This window comes from Frigoribacterium sp. AC394, assembly GCF_979258095.1.
Genome location: NZ_OZ409834.1, coordinates 2,722,861 through 2,738,722 on the forward strand (window position 1 = coordinate 2,722,861; position 15,862 = coordinate 2,738,722).

The 15,862-nt window shown below is 71.9% G+C and carries 15 protein-coding genes and 1 tRNA gene; 12 read left to right on the forward strand and 4 right to left on the reverse strand.

Annotation, left to right across the window (positions count from 1 at the left end; genetic code table 11):
• Window positions 1–11 precede the first annotated feature (11 nt).
• Together ACZZY9_RS12710 and ACZZY9_RS12715 are read right to left on the reverse strand one after the other, a co-directional pair.
• Window positions 12–1,112 carry an NAD-dependent epimerase/dehydratase family protein gene (locus ACZZY9_RS12710; RefSeq protein WP_463464345.1) on the reverse strand — a complete coding sequence of 367 codons (1,101 nt, stop codon included), beginning with the start codon at window positions 1,110–1,112 and terminating at the stop codon, window positions 12–14.
• Entirely contained in the window at window positions 1,109–1,990 is an 882-nt protein-coding gene (locus ACZZY9_RS12715; protein WP_463464346.1) for an MTAP family purine nucleoside phosphorylase, read from the reverse strand. The genes ACZZY9_RS12710 and ACZZY9_RS12715 overlap by 4 nt, the downstream gene beginning before the upstream one ends.
• Before the next feature lie 37 nt (window positions 1,991–2,027).
• Between ACZZY9_RS12715 and ACZZY9_RS12720 the strand changes: the two genes are divergently transcribed.
• Genes ACZZY9_RS12720 through ACZZY9_RS12740 form a run of 5 tightly spaced genes read left to right on the forward strand, consistent with a single transcriptional unit; the run spans window position 2,028 to window position 6,595 of the window.
• Complete coding sequence (locus tag ACZZY9_RS12720) at window positions 2,028–3,278, forward strand: molybdopterin molybdotransferase MoeA (RefSeq protein ID WP_463464347.1); 1,251 nt, start codon at window positions 2,028–2,030, stop codon at window positions 3,276–3,278.
• Window positions 3,271–3,771 carry a cyclic pyranopterin monophosphate synthase MoaC gene (gene moaC / locus ACZZY9_RS12725; protein ID WP_192059553.1) on the forward strand — a complete coding sequence of 167 codons (501 nt, stop codon included), beginning with the start codon at window positions 3,271–3,273 and terminating at the stop codon, window positions 3,769–3,771. The genes ACZZY9_RS12720 and moaC overlap by 8 nt, the downstream gene beginning before the upstream one ends.
• Window positions 3,768–4,256 (forward strand): MogA/MoaB family molybdenum cofactor biosynthesis protein, encoded by a 489-nt coding sequence (locus ACZZY9_RS12730; RefSeq protein ID WP_463464348.1) that lies wholly within the window; start codon window positions 3,768–3,770, stop codon window positions 4,254–4,256. The genes moaC and ACZZY9_RS12730 overlap by 4 nt, the downstream gene beginning before the upstream one ends.
• Complete coding sequence (locus ACZZY9_RS12735; protein ID WP_463464349.1) at window positions 4,249–4,725, forward strand: molybdenum cofactor biosynthesis protein MoaE; 477 nt, start codon at window positions 4,249–4,251, stop codon at window positions 4,723–4,725. Before ACZZY9_RS12730 ends, ACZZY9_RS12735 begins: the two co-directional genes overlap by 8 nt.
• Before the next feature lie 55 nt (window positions 4,726–4,780).
• On the forward strand, window positions 4,781–6,595 hold the full coding sequence (locus ACZZY9_RS12740) for an ABC-F family ATP-binding cassette domain-containing protein (RefSeq protein WP_192059561.1): 1,815 nt from the start codon (window positions 4,781–4,783) through the stop codon (window positions 6,593–6,595).
• A 118-nt stretch (window positions 6,596–6,713) separates the two neighbouring features.
• Here ACZZY9_RS12740 and ACZZY9_RS12745 read toward each other — a convergent pair whose 3' ends face one another.
• Entirely contained in the window at window positions 6,714–7,208 is a 495-nt protein-coding gene (locus ACZZY9_RS12745) for a MarR family winged helix-turn-helix transcriptional regulator (protein ID WP_192059563.1), read from the reverse strand.
• Window positions 7,209–7,273: 65 nt separating this feature from the next.
• On the opposite strand from ACZZY9_RS12745, the gene ACZZY9_RS12750 reads away from it, so the two are divergent.
• From ACZZY9_RS12750 to ACZZY9_RS12780, 7 genes are all read left to right on the forward strand, one after another.
• Window positions 7,274–7,348 (forward strand) — tRNA-Gln (locus ACZZY9_RS12750).
• Between the two features lie 71 nt (window positions 7,349–7,419).
• Entirely contained in the window at window positions 7,420–9,330 is a 1,911-nt protein-coding gene (locus tag ACZZY9_RS12755; protein ID WP_463464350.1) for an alpha/beta hydrolase, read from the forward strand.
• Between the two features lie 182 nt (window positions 9,331–9,512).
• Window positions 9,513–9,911, forward strand: a complete 399-nt coding sequence (locus ACZZY9_RS12760) for a hypothetical protein (protein ID WP_463464351.1) — start codon at window positions 9,513–9,515, stop codon at window positions 9,909–9,911.
• 94 nt (window positions 9,912–10,005) lie between these two features.
• Entirely contained in the window at window positions 10,006–10,494 is a 489-nt protein-coding gene (locus ACZZY9_RS12765; RefSeq protein WP_463464352.1) for a DUF4126 family protein, read from the forward strand.
• Window positions 10,495–10,612: 118 nt separating this feature from the next.
• Window positions 10,613–12,046, forward strand: coding sequence for a bifunctional UDP-N-acetylglucosamine diphosphorylase/glucosamine-1-phosphate N-acetyltransferase GlmU (gene glmU / locus ACZZY9_RS12770; protein ID WP_463464353.1), 1,434 nt, complete (start codon window positions 10,613–10,615; stop codon window positions 12,044–12,046).
• A gap of 42 nt (window positions 12,047–12,088) precedes the next feature.
• Window positions 12,089–13,066 carry a ribose-phosphate diphosphokinase gene (locus ACZZY9_RS12775; protein WP_463464354.1) on the forward strand — a complete coding sequence of 326 codons (978 nt, stop codon included), beginning with the start codon at window positions 12,089–12,091 and terminating at the stop codon, window positions 13,064–13,066.
• A 106-nt stretch (window positions 13,067–13,172) separates the two neighbouring features.
• On the forward strand, window positions 13,173–13,661 hold the full coding sequence (locus ACZZY9_RS12780) for an SRPBCC family protein (protein ID WP_463464355.1): 489 nt from the start codon (window positions 13,173–13,175) through the stop codon (window positions 13,659–13,661).
• 581 nt (window positions 13,662–14,242) lie between these two features.
• Here the strand turns inward: ACZZY9_RS12780 and gndA are convergent.
• A complete protein-coding gene (gene gndA / locus ACZZY9_RS12785; protein ID WP_463464356.1) occupies window positions 14,243–15,715 on the reverse strand; it encodes an NADP-dependent phosphogluconate dehydrogenase in 1,473 nt (490 codons plus the stop codon).
• Window positions 15,716–15,862 lie beyond the last annotated feature (147 nt).

Consider the following 15,862-nt stretch of genomic DNA (forward strand, 5'->3'; position numbering starts at 1 on the left):
TGCCCTCCGGTCTAGTTCGTGACCGCGGCGCGCAGGGGTGCGGTGGCGAACTCCCGCATGCCCTCGTCGAAGCTGACGGCGGGCTCCCAGCGCAGTTCGTCGCGCAGCCGGGCGGACGACGCCGTCACGTGCCGCACGTCGCCGGCACGGTACTCGCCGGTGACGACGGGCTCGGGCCCGCCGGCCTCGCGGGCGAGGGCCGAGGCCATCTCGCCGATGGTGTGCACGACGCCGCTGCCGACGTTGAACGCCCTGAACGTCTCGGGCTCCTGATCGGCCGTCCAGTCGAGCGCCGCGAGGTTCGCCGAGGCGATGTCTCTCACATGCACGAAGTCTCGGCGCTGGGCGCCGTCCTCGAACACGCGGGGGGCCTCGCCGCGCTGCAGCGCCGAGCGGAACAGCGACGCGACACCGGCGTAAGGGGTGTTCTGCGGCATCCCCGGACCGTAGACGTTGTGGTACCGCAGAGCCGCCGCGCGACCACCGGTGCTCCGCGCCCACGAGGTCGCCAGGTGCTCCTGCGTCAGCTTCGTGATGGCGTAGACGTTGCGCGGGTCGAGCGGGGCGTCCTCCGCGATGAGCTGCGGCTCGAGCAGGTCGCCTGCGTCGTCGCGCGGGTCGAAGACCCCCGCGTCGAGGTCGGCGATGCGCCGAGGTGCCGGGCGCTCGGTGGCGCCGGCCGAGGTGCGGTAGCTGCCCTCGCCGTAGACGACCATCGACGAGGCGACGACGAGTCGGTCGATCCCCGCACGATCGAGGGCGGCCAGGACGACGGCGGTGCCGAGCTCGTTCGACGAGACGTAGTCGGGGGCGTCCTGGAAGTCGACGCCGAGCCCGACCTTGGCCGCCTGGTGGCAGACCGCGTCGACGCCCTCGAGTGCCCGGTCGACCACGTCGGAATCGCGCACGTCGCCGTGCACGAACTCGACCCGGGGGTCGAACTCGGGCTCGCCGCCGTGCACGTCGGAGCGCAGCGAGTCGAGCACGCGCACCGTCCAGCCTCGATCGAGGGCCTGGGCCACGACGGCCGAGCCGATGAACCCGGCGCCGCCCGTCACGAGCAGCCGCCCGAGGGGGCCCGGGTCGGTCGAGGCGCCGCGGGCGCCGGTCACAGCGCGGCCCGGCGCGACTGCACGGGGCGGGCGAGCACGGCGGCGACCGCGTCGGCCGGGATCAGCTCGCGCGGCTCGTAGTCGCTCGGCAGACCGGCGACGATCGACTCGATGGCGGCGACGATGCGCGGCTGGGCGGCGGCGAGGCGCTCCATGACGAGCTGGTGGCTGACGGCGTCGTCGTCGTCACCCTCCTCCGGCGAGATGCCGGCGTCGCTGTCGGTGACGAACGAGATGTTGACGGCGCCCATGCCGAGCTCGAGGGTCAACGGCACCTCGGGGTACATCGTCATGTTGATCGTGTGCGCGCCGGCGGCCCGGAACCAGAGCGACTCGGCCCGGGTCGAGAACCGCGGGCCCTGGATGACGACGCAGGTGCCCGTCGCGGCGAACGGCTCGCCCTGCTGCTCCAGCGCCGACACGGCGGCCGCCCGCAGCACCGGGTCGAACGGGTCGGCGGCCATCAGGTGCTGCACCGAGCCCTCGACGTCGTAGAACGTGTCGGGGCGGCCCCAGGTGCGGTCGATGAACTGGTCGGTCACGACCATCGTTCCCGGCGGGTACTCCGGGCTGACCCCGCCGACGGCCGACGACGACACGATGGCCCTGGCGCCCAGCGACGCGAGCGCCCAGACGTTCGCCCGGAAGTCGATGCGGTGCGGCGGCACGGAGTGCCCCTTGCCGTGACGGGTCAGGAACGCGACGCGCTTGCCGCCGAGCTCGCCGATCGAGACCTCGCTCGAGGTCGGGCCGTACGGCGTCGCGACGACATGGCTGGTCGCCGTGCCCGGCGCGAAGAGCGAGTAGAGGCCGGAGCCGCCGATGACGGCGACGTCGACGCGGGGCGGGGACGAGGAGGCGGGGGTGGTGTCGGTCACCCCCGCTACGCTACTGGCGACAGCCGAGAGGATCCGCGTGCGCACGATCGAACAGCACCAGAACGACGTGGCCGAGCTGGTCGGGGCCGCCCTGGCGGCACGGCCGCACGAGGGTCTGCGGGTCGATCCGGCGCTCGTCGCGGCCCAGCCCGACCGGTACCGGAGGCGCGAGGTCGCCGTCGACGTCGTCGCACCGATCGACCTGCCCCCGTTCGCCAACTCCCAGATGGACGGCTTCGCCGTCTCGTCACCCGATCTGGCCGACGACCGGGCGACGTCGCTCGTCGTCGTCGACCGCATCCCCGCGGGACGCGTCGGTCCGGCGCTCCGACCCGGCACGGCGGCGCCGATCATGACCGGTGCGGCCGTGCCCGCCGGCGCCGACGCGGTGGTGCCCGTCGAGCAGGTCGAGCCGCCGCTGTTCCCCGCCGAGGGCGCCGACAGCCGCGTCTCGATCACGGGGCCCGTCGCCTCCGGCACGTTCGTCCGCGACGCGGGCTCCGACGGGCGGGCCGGCAGCGTGCTGCTCAGCGCCGGCACGATCCTGACCCCGGCCCGCTGGGGGGTGCTGGCCGCGGCGGGCGTGCGCGAGGTCGTCGTCCGACGCCGCCCGCGCCTCCTGCTGGTCTCGACGGGCGAAGAGCTCGCGGCACCCGGCGCCGACCTCGGCCCCGGTGCTATCCATGACGCGAACGGCACGGCGCTCGCCGCGGCCCTGGCCGAGGTCGGCGTCGACGTCGTCACCGAGCGCGTGACCGACGACGCGGCCACCCTGCTTGCGGTCGTCGCCCGGCACGGCGCCGACGTCGATCTCGTGCTCACGACCGGCGGCGTCAGCGCGGGCGCCTACGAGGTGGTGCGCGACGCCTTCGAGGCCTCGGGTGTCGTCTTCGGCTCCGTCGCCATGCAGCCCGGCGGCCCGCAGGGTCACGGCACGCTCACGGTCGGCCACCGGGCCCTGCCGATCGTCTGCTTCCCGGGCAACCCGGTCAGCGCCCTCGTCTCGTTCGAGGTGTTCCTCCGCCCTCTGCTGCAGACCGCGACCGGTGTCGGCAGGCAGCGGGCGCAGCGGACCGCGCCCATGGCCGAGTCCGCCGACTCTCCGGTCGGAAAGCACCAGCTCCGCCGCGGTCGCCTCGACGTCGACGGTCGCGTGGCCCTCGTCGGCGGCCCCGGCTCGCACCTCCTGTCGAACCACGCGGCGGCCACCGTGCTCGTGCACGTGCCCGTCGGCGTCGACCGGGTCGAGGAGGGCGACGAGGTCGTAGTGTGGGCACTCGATGACTGATCGCGAACCGCCCGCCGACACCGCGCCTCCCGGGCTCACCCACGTCCGTGACGACGGGACGGCGCACATGGTCGACGTCACCGGCAAGAGCGAGACGACCCGCGTGGCGACCGCCCAGGCGCGGCTGACCACCCGCGGCGACGTCGTCGCCCGCCTCGTCGAGGGCACCCTGCCGAAGGGCGAGGCGCTCGGCACGGCCCGCATCGCCGGCATCATGGCGGCCAAACGGACGTCGTCGCTCATCCCGCTCTGCCACCCGCTGCCCATCGGGTCGGTGACCGTCGACTTCGAGCCCGGCGACACCGACGTCGTGGTGCTCGCGCGGGTCAAGACCCACGGCAAGACGGGTGTCGAGATGGAGGCGCTGACCGCCGCCTCCATCGCCGCCCTGACCCTCTACGACATGATCAAGGCCGTCGACCCGCTGGCCGAGATCCACGACGTCAAGGTGCTGGCGAAGCAGGGCGGCAAATCGGGGGACTGGGCGCGATGACCACCCTCCCCGTCCGCCGGGCCGTCGTCATCGTCGCCTCGACCCGTGCCGCGGCGGGCCGGGCCGACGACCTCACCGGGCCCGTCATCCGCGAGTGGTTCGAGGCGCGTCGCTACGACGTGCCCGCCCCGGTCGTCGTGGCCGACGGCGAGGCCGTGGGTCGCGCGCTCGCCGCGGCGCTCTCGACCTCGCCCGACGTGATCGTCACGACCGGCGGGACCGGCGTCTCGCCGACCGACGCCACCCCCGAGCAGACCCGGCCGCTGCTCGACCGGGAGCTGCCGGGCGTCGCCGAGGAGCTGCGTCGTCGCGGCGTCGCGGCGACCCCCACCGCCGTGCTCTCGCGCGGCGTCGCGGGTGTCGCCGGTCGCACGTTCGTCGTCAACCTGCCGGGGTCGCGCGGGGGAGTCCGCGACGGGCTCGAGGTGCTCGCCGACATCGTCGACCACGTGGTCGACCAGCTGGGCGGAGGGTCGCATGACTGACGCCGCGGCGGCCGCGGACTCCAGCCCCACCCCCGCATCGGCCGATGATCGCGTGCTGCTCGCCCGCGTCGTCGACGAGGCCCTCTCGGTCGCCGGCTGCTCCGCGCTCGTGGCGAGCCGCGCCTCCGGGGCCGTCGTGACCTTCGAGGGCGTCGTCCGCGATCACGACGAAGGGCGCGGGGTGACCGCGCTGCACTACGAGGCGCATCCGAACGCGACCGAGGTGATCCGCGAGGTCGCCCTCTCGATCGCGGTCGCGCACCCCGAGGTGCGGGTGGCCGTCGAGCACCGCTACGGCGACCTCTCGATCGGCGACGTGGCGCTGGCCTGCGCGGTCTCCTCGGCCCATCGAGCCGAGGCGTTCGCGGCCTGCGCGGCCCTCGTCGACGAGGTCAAGGCGCGCACCCCGATCTGGAAGCGGCAGGAGTTCGCCGACGGCTCCGACGAGTGGACGGCGTCGCTCGGCTGACCGCCGCCCGTCCGCGCCCGTCGGAGCGTCCGGCTGGGCCGACTACGCTTCTCGGGTGGCACATCTACTCGGCGCAGAAAACCTCCGTCTCGAATTCCCGACCAAGGTCGTCCTCGACGGGGTGACCCTCGGCATCGACGAGGGCTCCCGCATCGGCGTCGTCGGCCGCAACGGCGACGGCAAGTCGACCCTCATGTCGGTGCTGGCCGGTCGTCTGCAGCCCGACGACGGTCGCGTGACGACGCGTCGCGGTCTCACCATCGGCATGCTCGACCAGCGCGACGTGCTGCCCACGGGCGCCACGGTCGGCAGTCTCATCGTGGGCGACCGCGACGAGCACGAGTGGGCCGGCGACGCGCGCATCCGCGACGTCATCTCGGGTCTCGCCACCGACATCCCGTGGGAGGCCGCGGTCGAGGACCTCTCCGGCGGTCAGCGTCGCCGCGTGGCCCTGGCGACCCTGCTGGTCGGCGACTGGGACGTCCTCTTCCTCGACGAGCCCACCAACCACCTCGACGTCGAGGGCGTCGCCTGGCTGGCGCAGCACCTCAAGCGCCGCTGGTCGGCGAACTCGGGCGCGCTCGTCGTCGTGACGCACGACCGGTGGTTCCTCGACGAGGTCTCGACCGACACCTGGGAGGTGCACGACGGCATCGTCGAGCCCTTCGAGGGCGGCTACGCGGCCTACGTGCTGCAGCGCGTCGAGCGCGATCGCATGGCGTCGGCGTCCGAGTCGAAGCGCCAGAACCTGATGCGCAAAGAGCTCGCCTGGCTGCGCCGCGGCGCCCCGGCCCGCTCGACCAAGCCGAAGTTCCGCATCGACGCCGCCAACGAGCTGATCGCCGACGAGCCGCCCGTGCGCGACGCCGTGCAGCTGTCGCAGATGGCGACGGCGCGACTCGGCAAAGACGTCGTCGACCTCGTCGAGGTCGGCGTCTCGTTCGGCGACAAGCGGGTGCTGCAGGGCGTCGAGTGGCGCATCGCGCCCGGCGAGCGCACCGGTGTGCTCGGGGTCAACGGCGCCGGCAAGTCGACGCTGCTCAAGGTCGTCACCGGCGTCATCGCCCCCACCGAGGGCCGGGTCAAGCAGGGCAAGACCGTCAAGTTCGCGATCCTCGACCAGCAGCTCGCCGATCTGCACGAGGTCGCCCACGAGCGCGTGAACGACGTCATCGGCCGGCAGCGCACCTCGTACGTCACCGCCGGCAAGGAGATGACGCCGGGTCAGCTGCTCGAGCGCCTCGGCTTCACGAGCGCCCAGCTGCAGACCCCGATCAAAGACCTGTCGGGTGGTCAGAAGCGCCGCCTGCAGTTCCTGCTCATCCTGCTGAACGAGCCGAACGTGCTCATCCTCGACGAGCCCACCAACGACCTCGACACCGACATGCTCGCCGCGATGGAGGACCTCCTCGACGGCTGGCCGGGCACCCTGCTGGTCGTGTCGCACGACCGGTACCTGCTCGAGCGGGTCACCGATCAGCAGTACGCGGTGCTCGACGGGCGCTTCCGGCACCTGCCGGGCGGCGTCGACCAGTACCTGCAGCTGCGCAAGCAGGCGACGGACAGCCAAGGAGGCGCGACCGACCGACCGACGGCCGTCCAGGGGGCCTCGGCATCCGTCGCAGCCTCCGCCGCCGCCTCGGGTCTCTCCGGCGCCGAGAAGCGCAACGCCGAGAAGGAGCTCGGGTCGATCGACCGCAAGATGGCGAAGGCCGCGACCGAGCGCGAGTCGCTGCTCGCGCAGTTCTCGACCTTCGACCAGTCCGACTTCGACGGTCTGGCGGCGCTGCAGGCCAAGCTCACGGCGCTCGACCACAAGACGGCCGAGCTCGAGGTGCGCTGGCTCGAGCTGAGCGAGCTGCTGGCCTGAGGGCTGGGGCCCTCGGGCCCGGGCCTGGGGCCTGGCCCTCGGGAAGCCCGGTCGATGAGTCACGACACGCCGCGCCTCCTCGGCTCCTGACGGCGTGTCGTGACCCCTCGACGGGCAGTCACCCGCCCAGGGTCAGGCTGAGGGTGCGCAGCAGGTCGGTGAGGCGGCTGCGGTCGTCGGCGTCGAGGTCGCTCAGCAGGGCGTCCTCCTCGGCGAGGAGGCGTTCGATCGCGGCGTCGACCGCGCTGCGGCCGGCGGTGGTCATCGTGACGAGGATGCCCCGGCCGTCGTTCGGGTCCGTGCGGCGTTCGACGAGACCGCGGTCGACCAGCCGGTGGATGCGGTTCGTCATCGCACCGCTCGAGACGAGCGTCTGCTGGAGGAGGGTCTTCGGGCTCAACTGGTACGGGGCCCCGGCGCGGCGGAGGGCCGAGAGCACGTCGAACTCCCACGATTCGAGGTCGCTGGCCTGGAAGGCCTCGCGGCGAGCGCGGTCGAGGTGCTTCGAGAGGCGGGCGACGCGCGAGAGCACATGGAGCGGCGCGAAGTCGAGGTCGGGTCGCTCGTGGCGCCACGCCTCGACGATCCGGTCGACCTCGTCATGCTCGGGCATCCGACCATTATGTCGACCGGTGCCGTGCGTGCCGTCTGGCAGAATGAGCGGGCGCATGAGCGCGGTCCGCCATGGTGTAACGGCAGCACGACAGCCTTTGGAGCTGTTAGGTCCAGGTTCGAATCCTGGTGGCGGAGCCAGGGGTGTTCGTGCGAAGCAAGACTGACTAGTCTCTTTCCGTGCGCAGTCGCGCGCTCATCGGGGGGATGACATGACGACCATCGAATTCGACGCCGGTGCGGCTGAGCGCTTGGCGAAGGCCGCCGACGGAGCAGCCGACACGCTGCGGGGGCAGGCGGGCTCTCGACGTACCGCTGCGGATCAGGCCGCCGAAGACTTCAAGGGCTCGTACGCGGCACGATTCACGGAGTCGGCGATCGCCGAGGCGGCGGACCGGCCCAAGGCGGCGACGGCGCTCGGAGATCTCGCATCGCAGGTCCGCGCCGTGGCGGAGCAGGCGGCCGCCGAGAAGAAGCGACTGGCCGATCTCGACGCGTGGCAGCAGCGAGAGGACACCCGGATCGCCGAGGCCAAGGCCGCCGCCGAGTCCGACGAGCTGGTCGTGCCCTGGCTGCTGACACCGGGGTCCGGGGCCCCGGCGTTGTTCGATCCGAAACCGTCCGAGGTGGCCATCAAGCCCGTGCCGATCGATGCGACCTTCTCGGCGCAGGGGCGTCCGCGCACCGGTCTCGGCACGGGCGACGGTCGCAGCTCGGCCGATCCTTCGGCCCTCCACGGCTTCGCCACGACGACCCGCGGCCTCGACACCGCCGCGTCCGACTCCGTCACGGGCGTCGAGAACGCCTGGGTGGCCTTCGTCAGCGCCTGCGCCTGGGCCGAGATCGGAACGGTCACCGTATTCGACGGGATCCGCCGGCTGCTCGAAGAGAACGCGGCCGATGCCGCCTGGCTCGACAGCATCGCCGACGCGTTCGAGCGGGCCGGCGGAACGGGCGAGCTCTCGGACGCGACGCTCGACCTCGCGGTGGCGGACGCCGTGCCGGCACCGTTCACCAAACTGTTCGACGACTCGCTGACGCCGTCCGAGGTCGCGGAGCTCTGGGCCGCGATGGGTTACACGGCCGCCGACCGGCGCGAGCTGGCCGCCCTGCCGACCTCGGCCCTCAGCGAGCTCGGCAACCTCGAGGGCATCCCCTACTGGGTGCGGAGCACCGCCAACGTCGCGGTCCTCGACCAGCGCATCGCCGAGGCGAACGACTTCTTCGACAACATGGGTCTGCCCGCCTATCAGAACGCCCCCGACCGAGCCCAGAACGCCCGCAACATCATCGCCCTCGAGAACATCAAGGCGTCTCTGGTGCAGGGTGAGGAGTTCGGGGCGCGGACCCTCATCTCGCTCACCTCCGACGAGCCTCCTCTCGCCGCCGTCGCCATCGGCGATCTCGACACGGCCACGAACGTCACGTGGGCGGTTCCCGGCATGGGGTCGAGCACTCGGAAGATGACCGACTGGACCGATGCCTCACAGAGCGTCTACGACGAGCAGGGCCGCGTCCACGGCGACGAGGACCGCGCCGTGATCGCCTGGATGGGCTACGACTCGCCTCCGCAGCCCGGTGTGTTCGACTGGGACATCGGCGTCCTCGGCACGGATGCGGCCCGCGACGGGGGCGACAGACTGGCCGCGTCCATCGAGGGCATGGATGCGGTTCGAGGGGACGACGGACCGACCACGAACGTGCTGGCGCACTCGTACGGCACGACGACCGCCGCCTTCGCGCTGACGAAGCAGGGCGTCGAAGTCGACACCTTCACCACGATCGCCTCGGCGGGACTGCCCGATGCCGTCGACACGGCTGAGAAGATCAACGCCGGCGAGGTCTTCGCCGGCCAGGCGGAGAACGCCACACCCTTCATCGGCGGTGCCGGCGACCAGTGGGCGCAGTTCGGTCGTGACCACAGCTTCGACCACCACCAGGATCCGACGGACGCGGATTTCGGTGCGACGACGTTCGGCGCCGACGGCTCGGGCCCTTTCGTCGCCGTCGACAATCACGCTGTCCACACGGACGACGACACGGGTTATCTCGACAAGGGGACGCAATCCCTCCGCAACGTGGCCTACGCCACCACGGGTCAAGGCGACAGGGTCACCGGGTGACCCGCACCCGTGAACCGAGAACCGTGACGTCGGCCCAGACGCCGACGGCCACCGAGAAGAGAGGGCACCGCGTCATGCCGGACCCCGCACGAAGAAGCCGTCGGGCCTTGGGCTCGTCGATCGTCCTCACGACGATGCTCCTGGTCTCAGGATGCGCAGCCGCAGATACAGGAGGAACGATCATGGATACGGACCAGGCGAAGGATGAGGTGGTCACCGTCGTCGACGACACGACCGCGGCGATCGGCGGTGAGTGGGAGGTCTACAGCGGCCCCGCCGTGCGGGCGTGCACGCAGGAGTCCGGGGGAGACGGCGCCGCGTACTCGTACATCACGACGCAGGCCGCCGCTCCGGGTGATCCGACCGCTCACATCGACGCCGTCGAGAAGCTCTGGAACGACCAGGGCATCACGACCGAGCGCTATCAGAGCGGCGGCGACGATCCCATCCTCGGCATCCGGGGCTCCGGGGGTCCGACGACGTCCATCGACTTCCTCGCCGACGAGCGCGGTTACAGCGTCGACGCCCTGTCCCCGTGCGCCGTCGGCGATCCGGTCGAGCTCAAGGAGCAGGGCGAGTAGACGCGCGCGCCGGGCGTCGACGGTCTCCCGTCGATAGCCTGCGATCTCACCCGCCGGTCGTGCCGGCACCGCCCCCGACGACGAGGACCCCGCGATGTCGACCACCAGCACGCTTCCGCCCCTCGCCCGCGCCGCCCTGCTCGGCGTCCTCAGCGGCTCCCGTTCGGCGACCCCGCTCGCCGTGCTCGCCCTGAACCAGCGAGCCGAGGAGGCACGGGGCGCCTGGCAGAGCTGGCGCCTGTTCCGATCGTGGCCGGGTCGCGCGGCGCTCGTCGCGGCGGGCGCCGGCGAGCTGGTCGGCGACAAGCTCCCCGCCACACCGAGCCGCGTCGCGCCGGGGCCGCTCTTCGGGCGGGCCGTCGCCGGGGCGGTCGTCGGACTCGCCGTCGCCGATCCCGGTCACGGCGGACCCCGCCTCGCGGGCGCGGTCATCGGCGCCGTCGGGGCGCTCGCGGGGAGCTGGCTGTTCTACCTCGCCCGCAAGAGCGTCGTCGATCGGACGGGACTGCCCGACCTCGTCGTCGCGCTCGCCGAAGACGCGGTGACGGTCTCGAGCGCCTTCTCCGTGGCGCGCTCCCGCTGAGTCCTCCCCAGGACCGGTCATCCGCTTCGCCGCACCGATCCCGCCTGCCCTTTCGCGCCTCCTCGGTCACCCGTGGGAGGATCGCCGCAGATCACGCACCACCTCACCAAGGAGCACCATGTCTGAACGCAGTCTCGCCGTCGTCGTCCTCGCAGCAGGGCAGGGCACGCGCATGAAGTCGTCGACACCCAAGGTGCTCCACCGCCTGGCGGGCATGCCGCTCATCCAGCACGTGCTCGAGTCGGCCGGCGCGTTGAACCCCGAGCACCTCGTCGCGGTCGTCCGGCACGAGCGCGACGTCGTCGTCGCGAGCGTCCTCGACACGTCGCCCGCGGCCCTCATCGTCGATCAAGACGACGTCCCCGGCACCGGGCGGGCGGTCGAGCAGGCGGTCGAGGCCCTGCCGGCCGAGTTCGACGGCGACGTCGTGGTGGTCAGCGCCGATGTGCCGTTCCTCGACCACGCGACCCTCGAGGCGCTGCTCGACCAGCACCGCGAGGCGTCCGCGTCGGCGACGCTGCTGTCGGCCGTGCTGCCCGACGCCACGGGGTACGGGCGCGTCGTCCGCCGCGCCTCCGGCGACGTCGACCGCATCGTCGAGCACAAAGACGCCACGGCCGACGAGCGGGAGGTGCGCGAGATCAACTCGGGCACCTACGTCTTCACCGTCTCGGCGCTGCGCACCCACCTGCCCCGCATCGGTTCGGCGAACGCCCAGAACGAGAAGTACGTGACCGACATGGTCGGTCTGCTGACGGCCGCCGGCGAGATCGTCGCCGCTCGCGCGGTCGACGAGACCTGGCGACTCGAGGGCATCAACGACCGCGTGCAGCTCGCGGCCGCGGCCCGTCGCCTGAACGACCGCATCGTCGAGCACTGGCAGCGTGAAGGCGTCTCGATCGTCGACCCGCAGACCACCTGGATCGACCGCGACGTCTCGCTGAGCCCCGACGTCGAGCTGCTGCCCGGCACCCAGCTGCGCGGCGCGACGTACATCGCGGCGGGCGCCGTCGTGGGCCCCGACACGACGCTCGTCGACACCGAGGTGGGCGAGGGTGCGGTCGTGAAGCGCACCGACGCGACCCTCGCGGTGATCGGCGCCCGCGCCTCCGTCGGTCCGTTCGCGTATCTGCGACCCGGCAGCGTGCTCGGAGCCGGCGGCAAGATCGGCACCTTCGTCGAGACCAAGAACGTCGAGATCGGCGAGGGCTCGAAGGTGCCGCACCTCAGCTACATCGGCGACACCGAGGTCGGCCGCGACTCGAACATCGGGGCCGGCACGATCACCGCCAACTACGACGGCGTGAACAAGCACCGCACCCGGGTCGGGTCGCATGTGCGGACCGGATCGCACAACGTGTTCGTCGCCCCCGTTAGGATTGGCGACGGAGCGTACTCAGGTGCGGGAACGGTCGTCCGCAAAGACGTGCCGGCAGGTGCCCTGGCGCTGAGCATCGCTCCACAGCGCAATGCGAGCGGATGGGTCGAGGCGAACCGCCCCGGCTCCGCGGCTGCCGAGGCCGCCGCTCGCGCCGAACGAACGACCGACTGAACCCCGGTCGGGTTGGCCCCTCGGGGCCGGAGAGCGAGTGACGTGTCCGGAATCAAGATCACCGGCGAGAACCGACTCGTTCTGGTCTCGGGGCGTGCGCACCCCGAGCTCGCCGATCAGATCGCATCCGAGCTGGGGTCGGAGCTCATCCCCACCGACGCCCGCACCTTCGCCAACGGCGAGCTGTACGCGCGCTTCGACGAGAGCGTGCGCGGCGCCGACGCGTTCGTCATCCAGTCGCACTCGGCCCCGATCAACGAGTGGCTGATGGAACAGCTGATCATGGTCGACGCCCTCAAGCGGGCCTCGGCCAAGCGCATCACCGTGGTGGCGCCGTTCTACCCGTACGCGCGCCAAGACAAGAAGGGCCGCGGGCGCGAGCCGATCTCGGCCCGCCTCGTCGCCGACCTCTTCAAGGCCGCCGGTGCGCACCGCATCATGAGCGTCGACCTGCACGCCCCGCAGATCCAGGGCTTCTTCGACGGCCCCGTCGACCACCTCTTCGCCATGCCGGTGCTGCTCGAGCACTTCCGCGCCAAGCTCGACAACACGACGCTGACCGTCGTCTCGCCCGACATGGGTCGCGTGCGCGTCGCCGACATCTGGAGCGAGAAGCTCGACGCCCCCCTGGCCATCATCCACAAGCGTCGCGACCCGCTCGTGCCGAACCAGGTCACCGTGCACGAGATCGTCGGCGAGGTCGCCGGCCGCGTCTGCCTGCTCGTCGACGACCTGATCGACACGGGTCGCACGATCGTGAAGGCCGCCGAGGCTCTCAAGGCCGCCGGCGCCATCGGCGTCGTCGTCGCCGCGACGCACGCCGTGTTCAGCGACCCGGCACCCGAGATCCTCAACAGCGAGTTCATCGACTCCGTCGTCGTCACCGACACCCTGCCGCTCACCGAGCACCAGAAGTTCGACAAGCTCGAGATCCTCCCGATCGCTCCTCTGATCGCGCGCGCGATCCACGAGGTCTTCGACAACGGCTCGGTGACGAGCATGTTCGACGGCGCGGCCTGAGCGCCGACCGTCCGCCTGAGGGGGCGCCCGACCACCGGATCCGGTGGAGGGGCGCCCCCATCGGCATCTCCGACAGGTCGGCCGCGCATCGTGACAGGATGTGGCCATGCCCGTCGTCGAATCCCGTGTGGTCGTCCCGGTGAGCCCCGACGTCGCCTTCGCGGTGTCGCAGACGCAGGGCGAGGCACGGAAGCGCTGGGATCCGTTCATCCGCCACCAGCACCTCCTCGGCGGCGCGACCGGGCCCGCCAAGGGCGTCCGCACCCTCACGGTGCAGCGGTTCGGGTTCCGGATGGAGAGCGAGTACGTCTCGTACTCTCCGCCCACCAACGTCGGGATGAAGATGACGAAGGGCTCGTGGTTCTTCGAGCGCATGGGCGGCGGGTGGCGGTTCAGCGCGGTCGAGCGCGACCCCGGCAGCACGCTCGCGATCTGGCGCTACAACTTCACCTGCCGGCCGAAGTGGCTCGCGCCGCTGGCCGAGCGCGTCGGCGCCGTCATCCTGCAGCGGGACATCGATCGACGCATCGAGGGGTTCGCCCGCGGCTGCGCAGACCCGCTGGTCCTCGCAGCGGCCGTCCCCGCCCGGCCCTGACCTGCCACCGCGCGTCGCCTTCGCCCGTCCAGCGCCTGCGGCCGCTCCTGATCCGCACCCGCCGGTCCGCGACCCCTCCCCCCTCCCCCCTCCGCGCCCCCGTAGCCTCCTTCCCTCGCAGCCGCCGCCCGGCACGTCGGCAACTCAGGTGCAGAGCGGCTTCTTCGTGCGGAACGCCCGGGGCAGCCCCGCTGCACCTGAGTTGCCGACCGGCGCGCGGCTGAGGATGCTGGGGCCTGCCCGCGTGCAGCAGAACCTGCTTCCACTCACCGCTCGGACCACCTGCACGTCGGCAACTCAGGCGCAGGGCCGCTTCTTCGTGCGGAACGCCCAGAGCAGCCCCGCTGCGCCTGAGTTGCCGACGGGCCGGCCGTCCCACCGACCCAAAGACCCAGCGGAGGCGGAGCCGACTCCCGGCTCAGCGCTCCCCGCTCCCGGCTCCCCGACCGGGCCCGGCGGGCCCCGCGACGCGAACGGGCGTGCCCGTCCGACCCGGTCCGCCGAAGCAGCCCTGTCGCGACGAACACGCCCGTCGGGCACGATCTCCGAGCACTCGGATCACGCCATGAGCACCAGAGACGTCAGTGGGTCGACGGCTCCGTCTCGATCTCCGATCGGTCGCCCGACCACAGCGTGTGGAACACGCCCTCCTCGTCGACCCGCTTGTAGGTGTGGGCGCCGAAGAAGTCGCGCTGCCCCTGGATGAGCGACGCCGGCAGTCGGGTGGACGCGAGCGAGTCGTAGTACGACAGCGCCGACGCGAACCCGGGCACGGGGATGCCCGAGAGGGCGGCCTTCGCGACGATGCGGCGCCAGGCGTCCTCCCCGTCGCGGACGGCGGCGGCGAAGTAGTCGTCCTCGAGGAGGGTCGCGATGGTGGCGTCCTTCTCGTAGGCGTCGACGATGCGGTTCAGGAACTGCGCGCGGATGATGCAGCCGCCGCGCCAGATCTTGGCGATGGCGCCCTTGTCGATGTCCCAGCCGTATTCGAGGGCGCCGGCGATGATCGCGTCGAACCCCTGGGCGTAGGCCACGATCTTCGACGCGTAGAGCGCCTTCTGGACGTCGTCCTCGAAGCCGTCGCCGGCTTCCTGCACGTCGGGCCGGCCCTGCAGGGTCGCCTGCACGGCGGCGCGCTGGTCGGGCTTCGACGACACGGCGCGCGCGAAGACGGCTTCGGCGATGCCGCCGACGGGCACGCCGAGTCCGACGCTGTTCTGCACCGTCCAGACGCCGGTGCCCTTCGAGCCGGCGGCGTCGACGATCTGGTCGACGAGCGGCCCGCCCGTCTTGGCGTCGACCTGGCGCAGCACCTCGGCGGTGATCTCGATCAGGTACGACTCGAGCTCCCCCTTGTTCCACTCGTCGAAGACGGCGGCGATGGCGGCGGGCTCGTGTCCGCCCACGCGGCGCAGCAGGTCGTAGGACTCGGCGATGAGCTGCATGTCGGCGTACTCGATGCCGTTGTGGATCATCTTGACGAAGTGTCCGGCACCGTCCGACCCGACGTGGGTGACGCACGGCTCGCCCTCGGCGACGGCGGCGATCGACGAGAGGATCGGGCCGAGGGTCGCGTACGCCTCCTTCGATCCGCCGGGCATGATCGACGGCCCCTTGAGCGCGCCCTCCTCGCCGCCCGAGATCCCTGCGCCGACGAAGTTCAGGCCGCGGTCGCGAAGTGCGGACTCCCGGCGGCGGGTGTCGAGGAAGTTCGCGTTGCCGCCGTCGACGATGATGTCGCCCTCCTCGAACAGGTCGGCGAGCTGGTCGATGACGGCGTCGGTGCCGCGTCCGGCCTGGACCATGATGATCGCGGTGCGTGGCTTCTGCAGCGAGGCCGCGAAGTCCTCGATGGTCTTCGACGCGATGAACCCGGCGTCGCCGTGCTCGCTCATCAGCGTGTCGGTGCGTTCGGGGGAGCGGTTGTACACGGCGACGGTGTTGCCCTCGCGGCTCGCGAGGTTGCGGGCGAGGTTCGAGCCCATCACGGCGAGCCCGACGACTCCGATGTTCGCCTGCGGGGTGGTCGACGTTTCTGTTCCCTGTTCGGTCACGGTGACTTCCTCTCGATGGGGTGGGTAGCCGCAGACTATGCCCCCGTCCCGAGCGTGTGACGGGTACTGTCCGTACCAGTCCCGGCAGTCGCCTCCCGGCCATCCGACGGGTTCCCGAGAGGTTCCCGGGCGTCGCCGCGGCACCGC

Coding starts and splice junctions, on each gene's coding strand:
- ACZZY9_RS12760 (WP_463464351.1), top strand. CDS start 9,513: ATGGATACGGACCAGGCGAAGGATGAGGTGGTCACCGTCGTCGACGAC.
- ACZZY9_RS12735 (WP_463464349.1), top strand. CDS start 4,249: ATGACTGACGCCGCGGCGGCCGCGGACTCCAGCCCCACCCCCGCATCG.
- moaC (WP_192059553.1), top strand. CDS start 3,271: ATGACTGATCGCGAACCGCCCGCCGACACCGCGCCTCCCGGGCTCACC.
- glmU (WP_463464353.1), top strand. CDS start 10,613: ATGTCTGAACGCAGTCTCGCCGTCGTCGTCCTCGCAGCAGGGCAGGGC.
- ACZZY9_RS12765 (WP_463464352.1), top strand. CDS start 10,006: ATGTCGACCACCAGCACGCTTCCGCCCCTCGCCCGCGCCGCCCTGCTC.
- ACZZY9_RS12730 (WP_463464348.1), top strand. CDS start 3,768: ATGACCACCCTCCCCGTCCGCCGGGCCGTCGTCATCGTCGCCTCGACC.
- ACZZY9_RS12755 (WP_463464350.1), top strand. CDS start 7,420: ATGACGACCATCGAATTCGACGCCGGTGCGGCTGAGCGCTTGGCGAAG.
- ACZZY9_RS12780 (WP_463464355.1), top strand. CDS start 13,173: ATGCCCGTCGTCGAATCCCGTGTGGTCGTCCCGGTGAGCCCCGACGTC.
- ACZZY9_RS12745 (WP_192059563.1), bottom strand. CDS start 7,208: ATGCCCGAGCATGACGAGGTCGACCGGATCGTCGAGGCGTGGCGCCAC.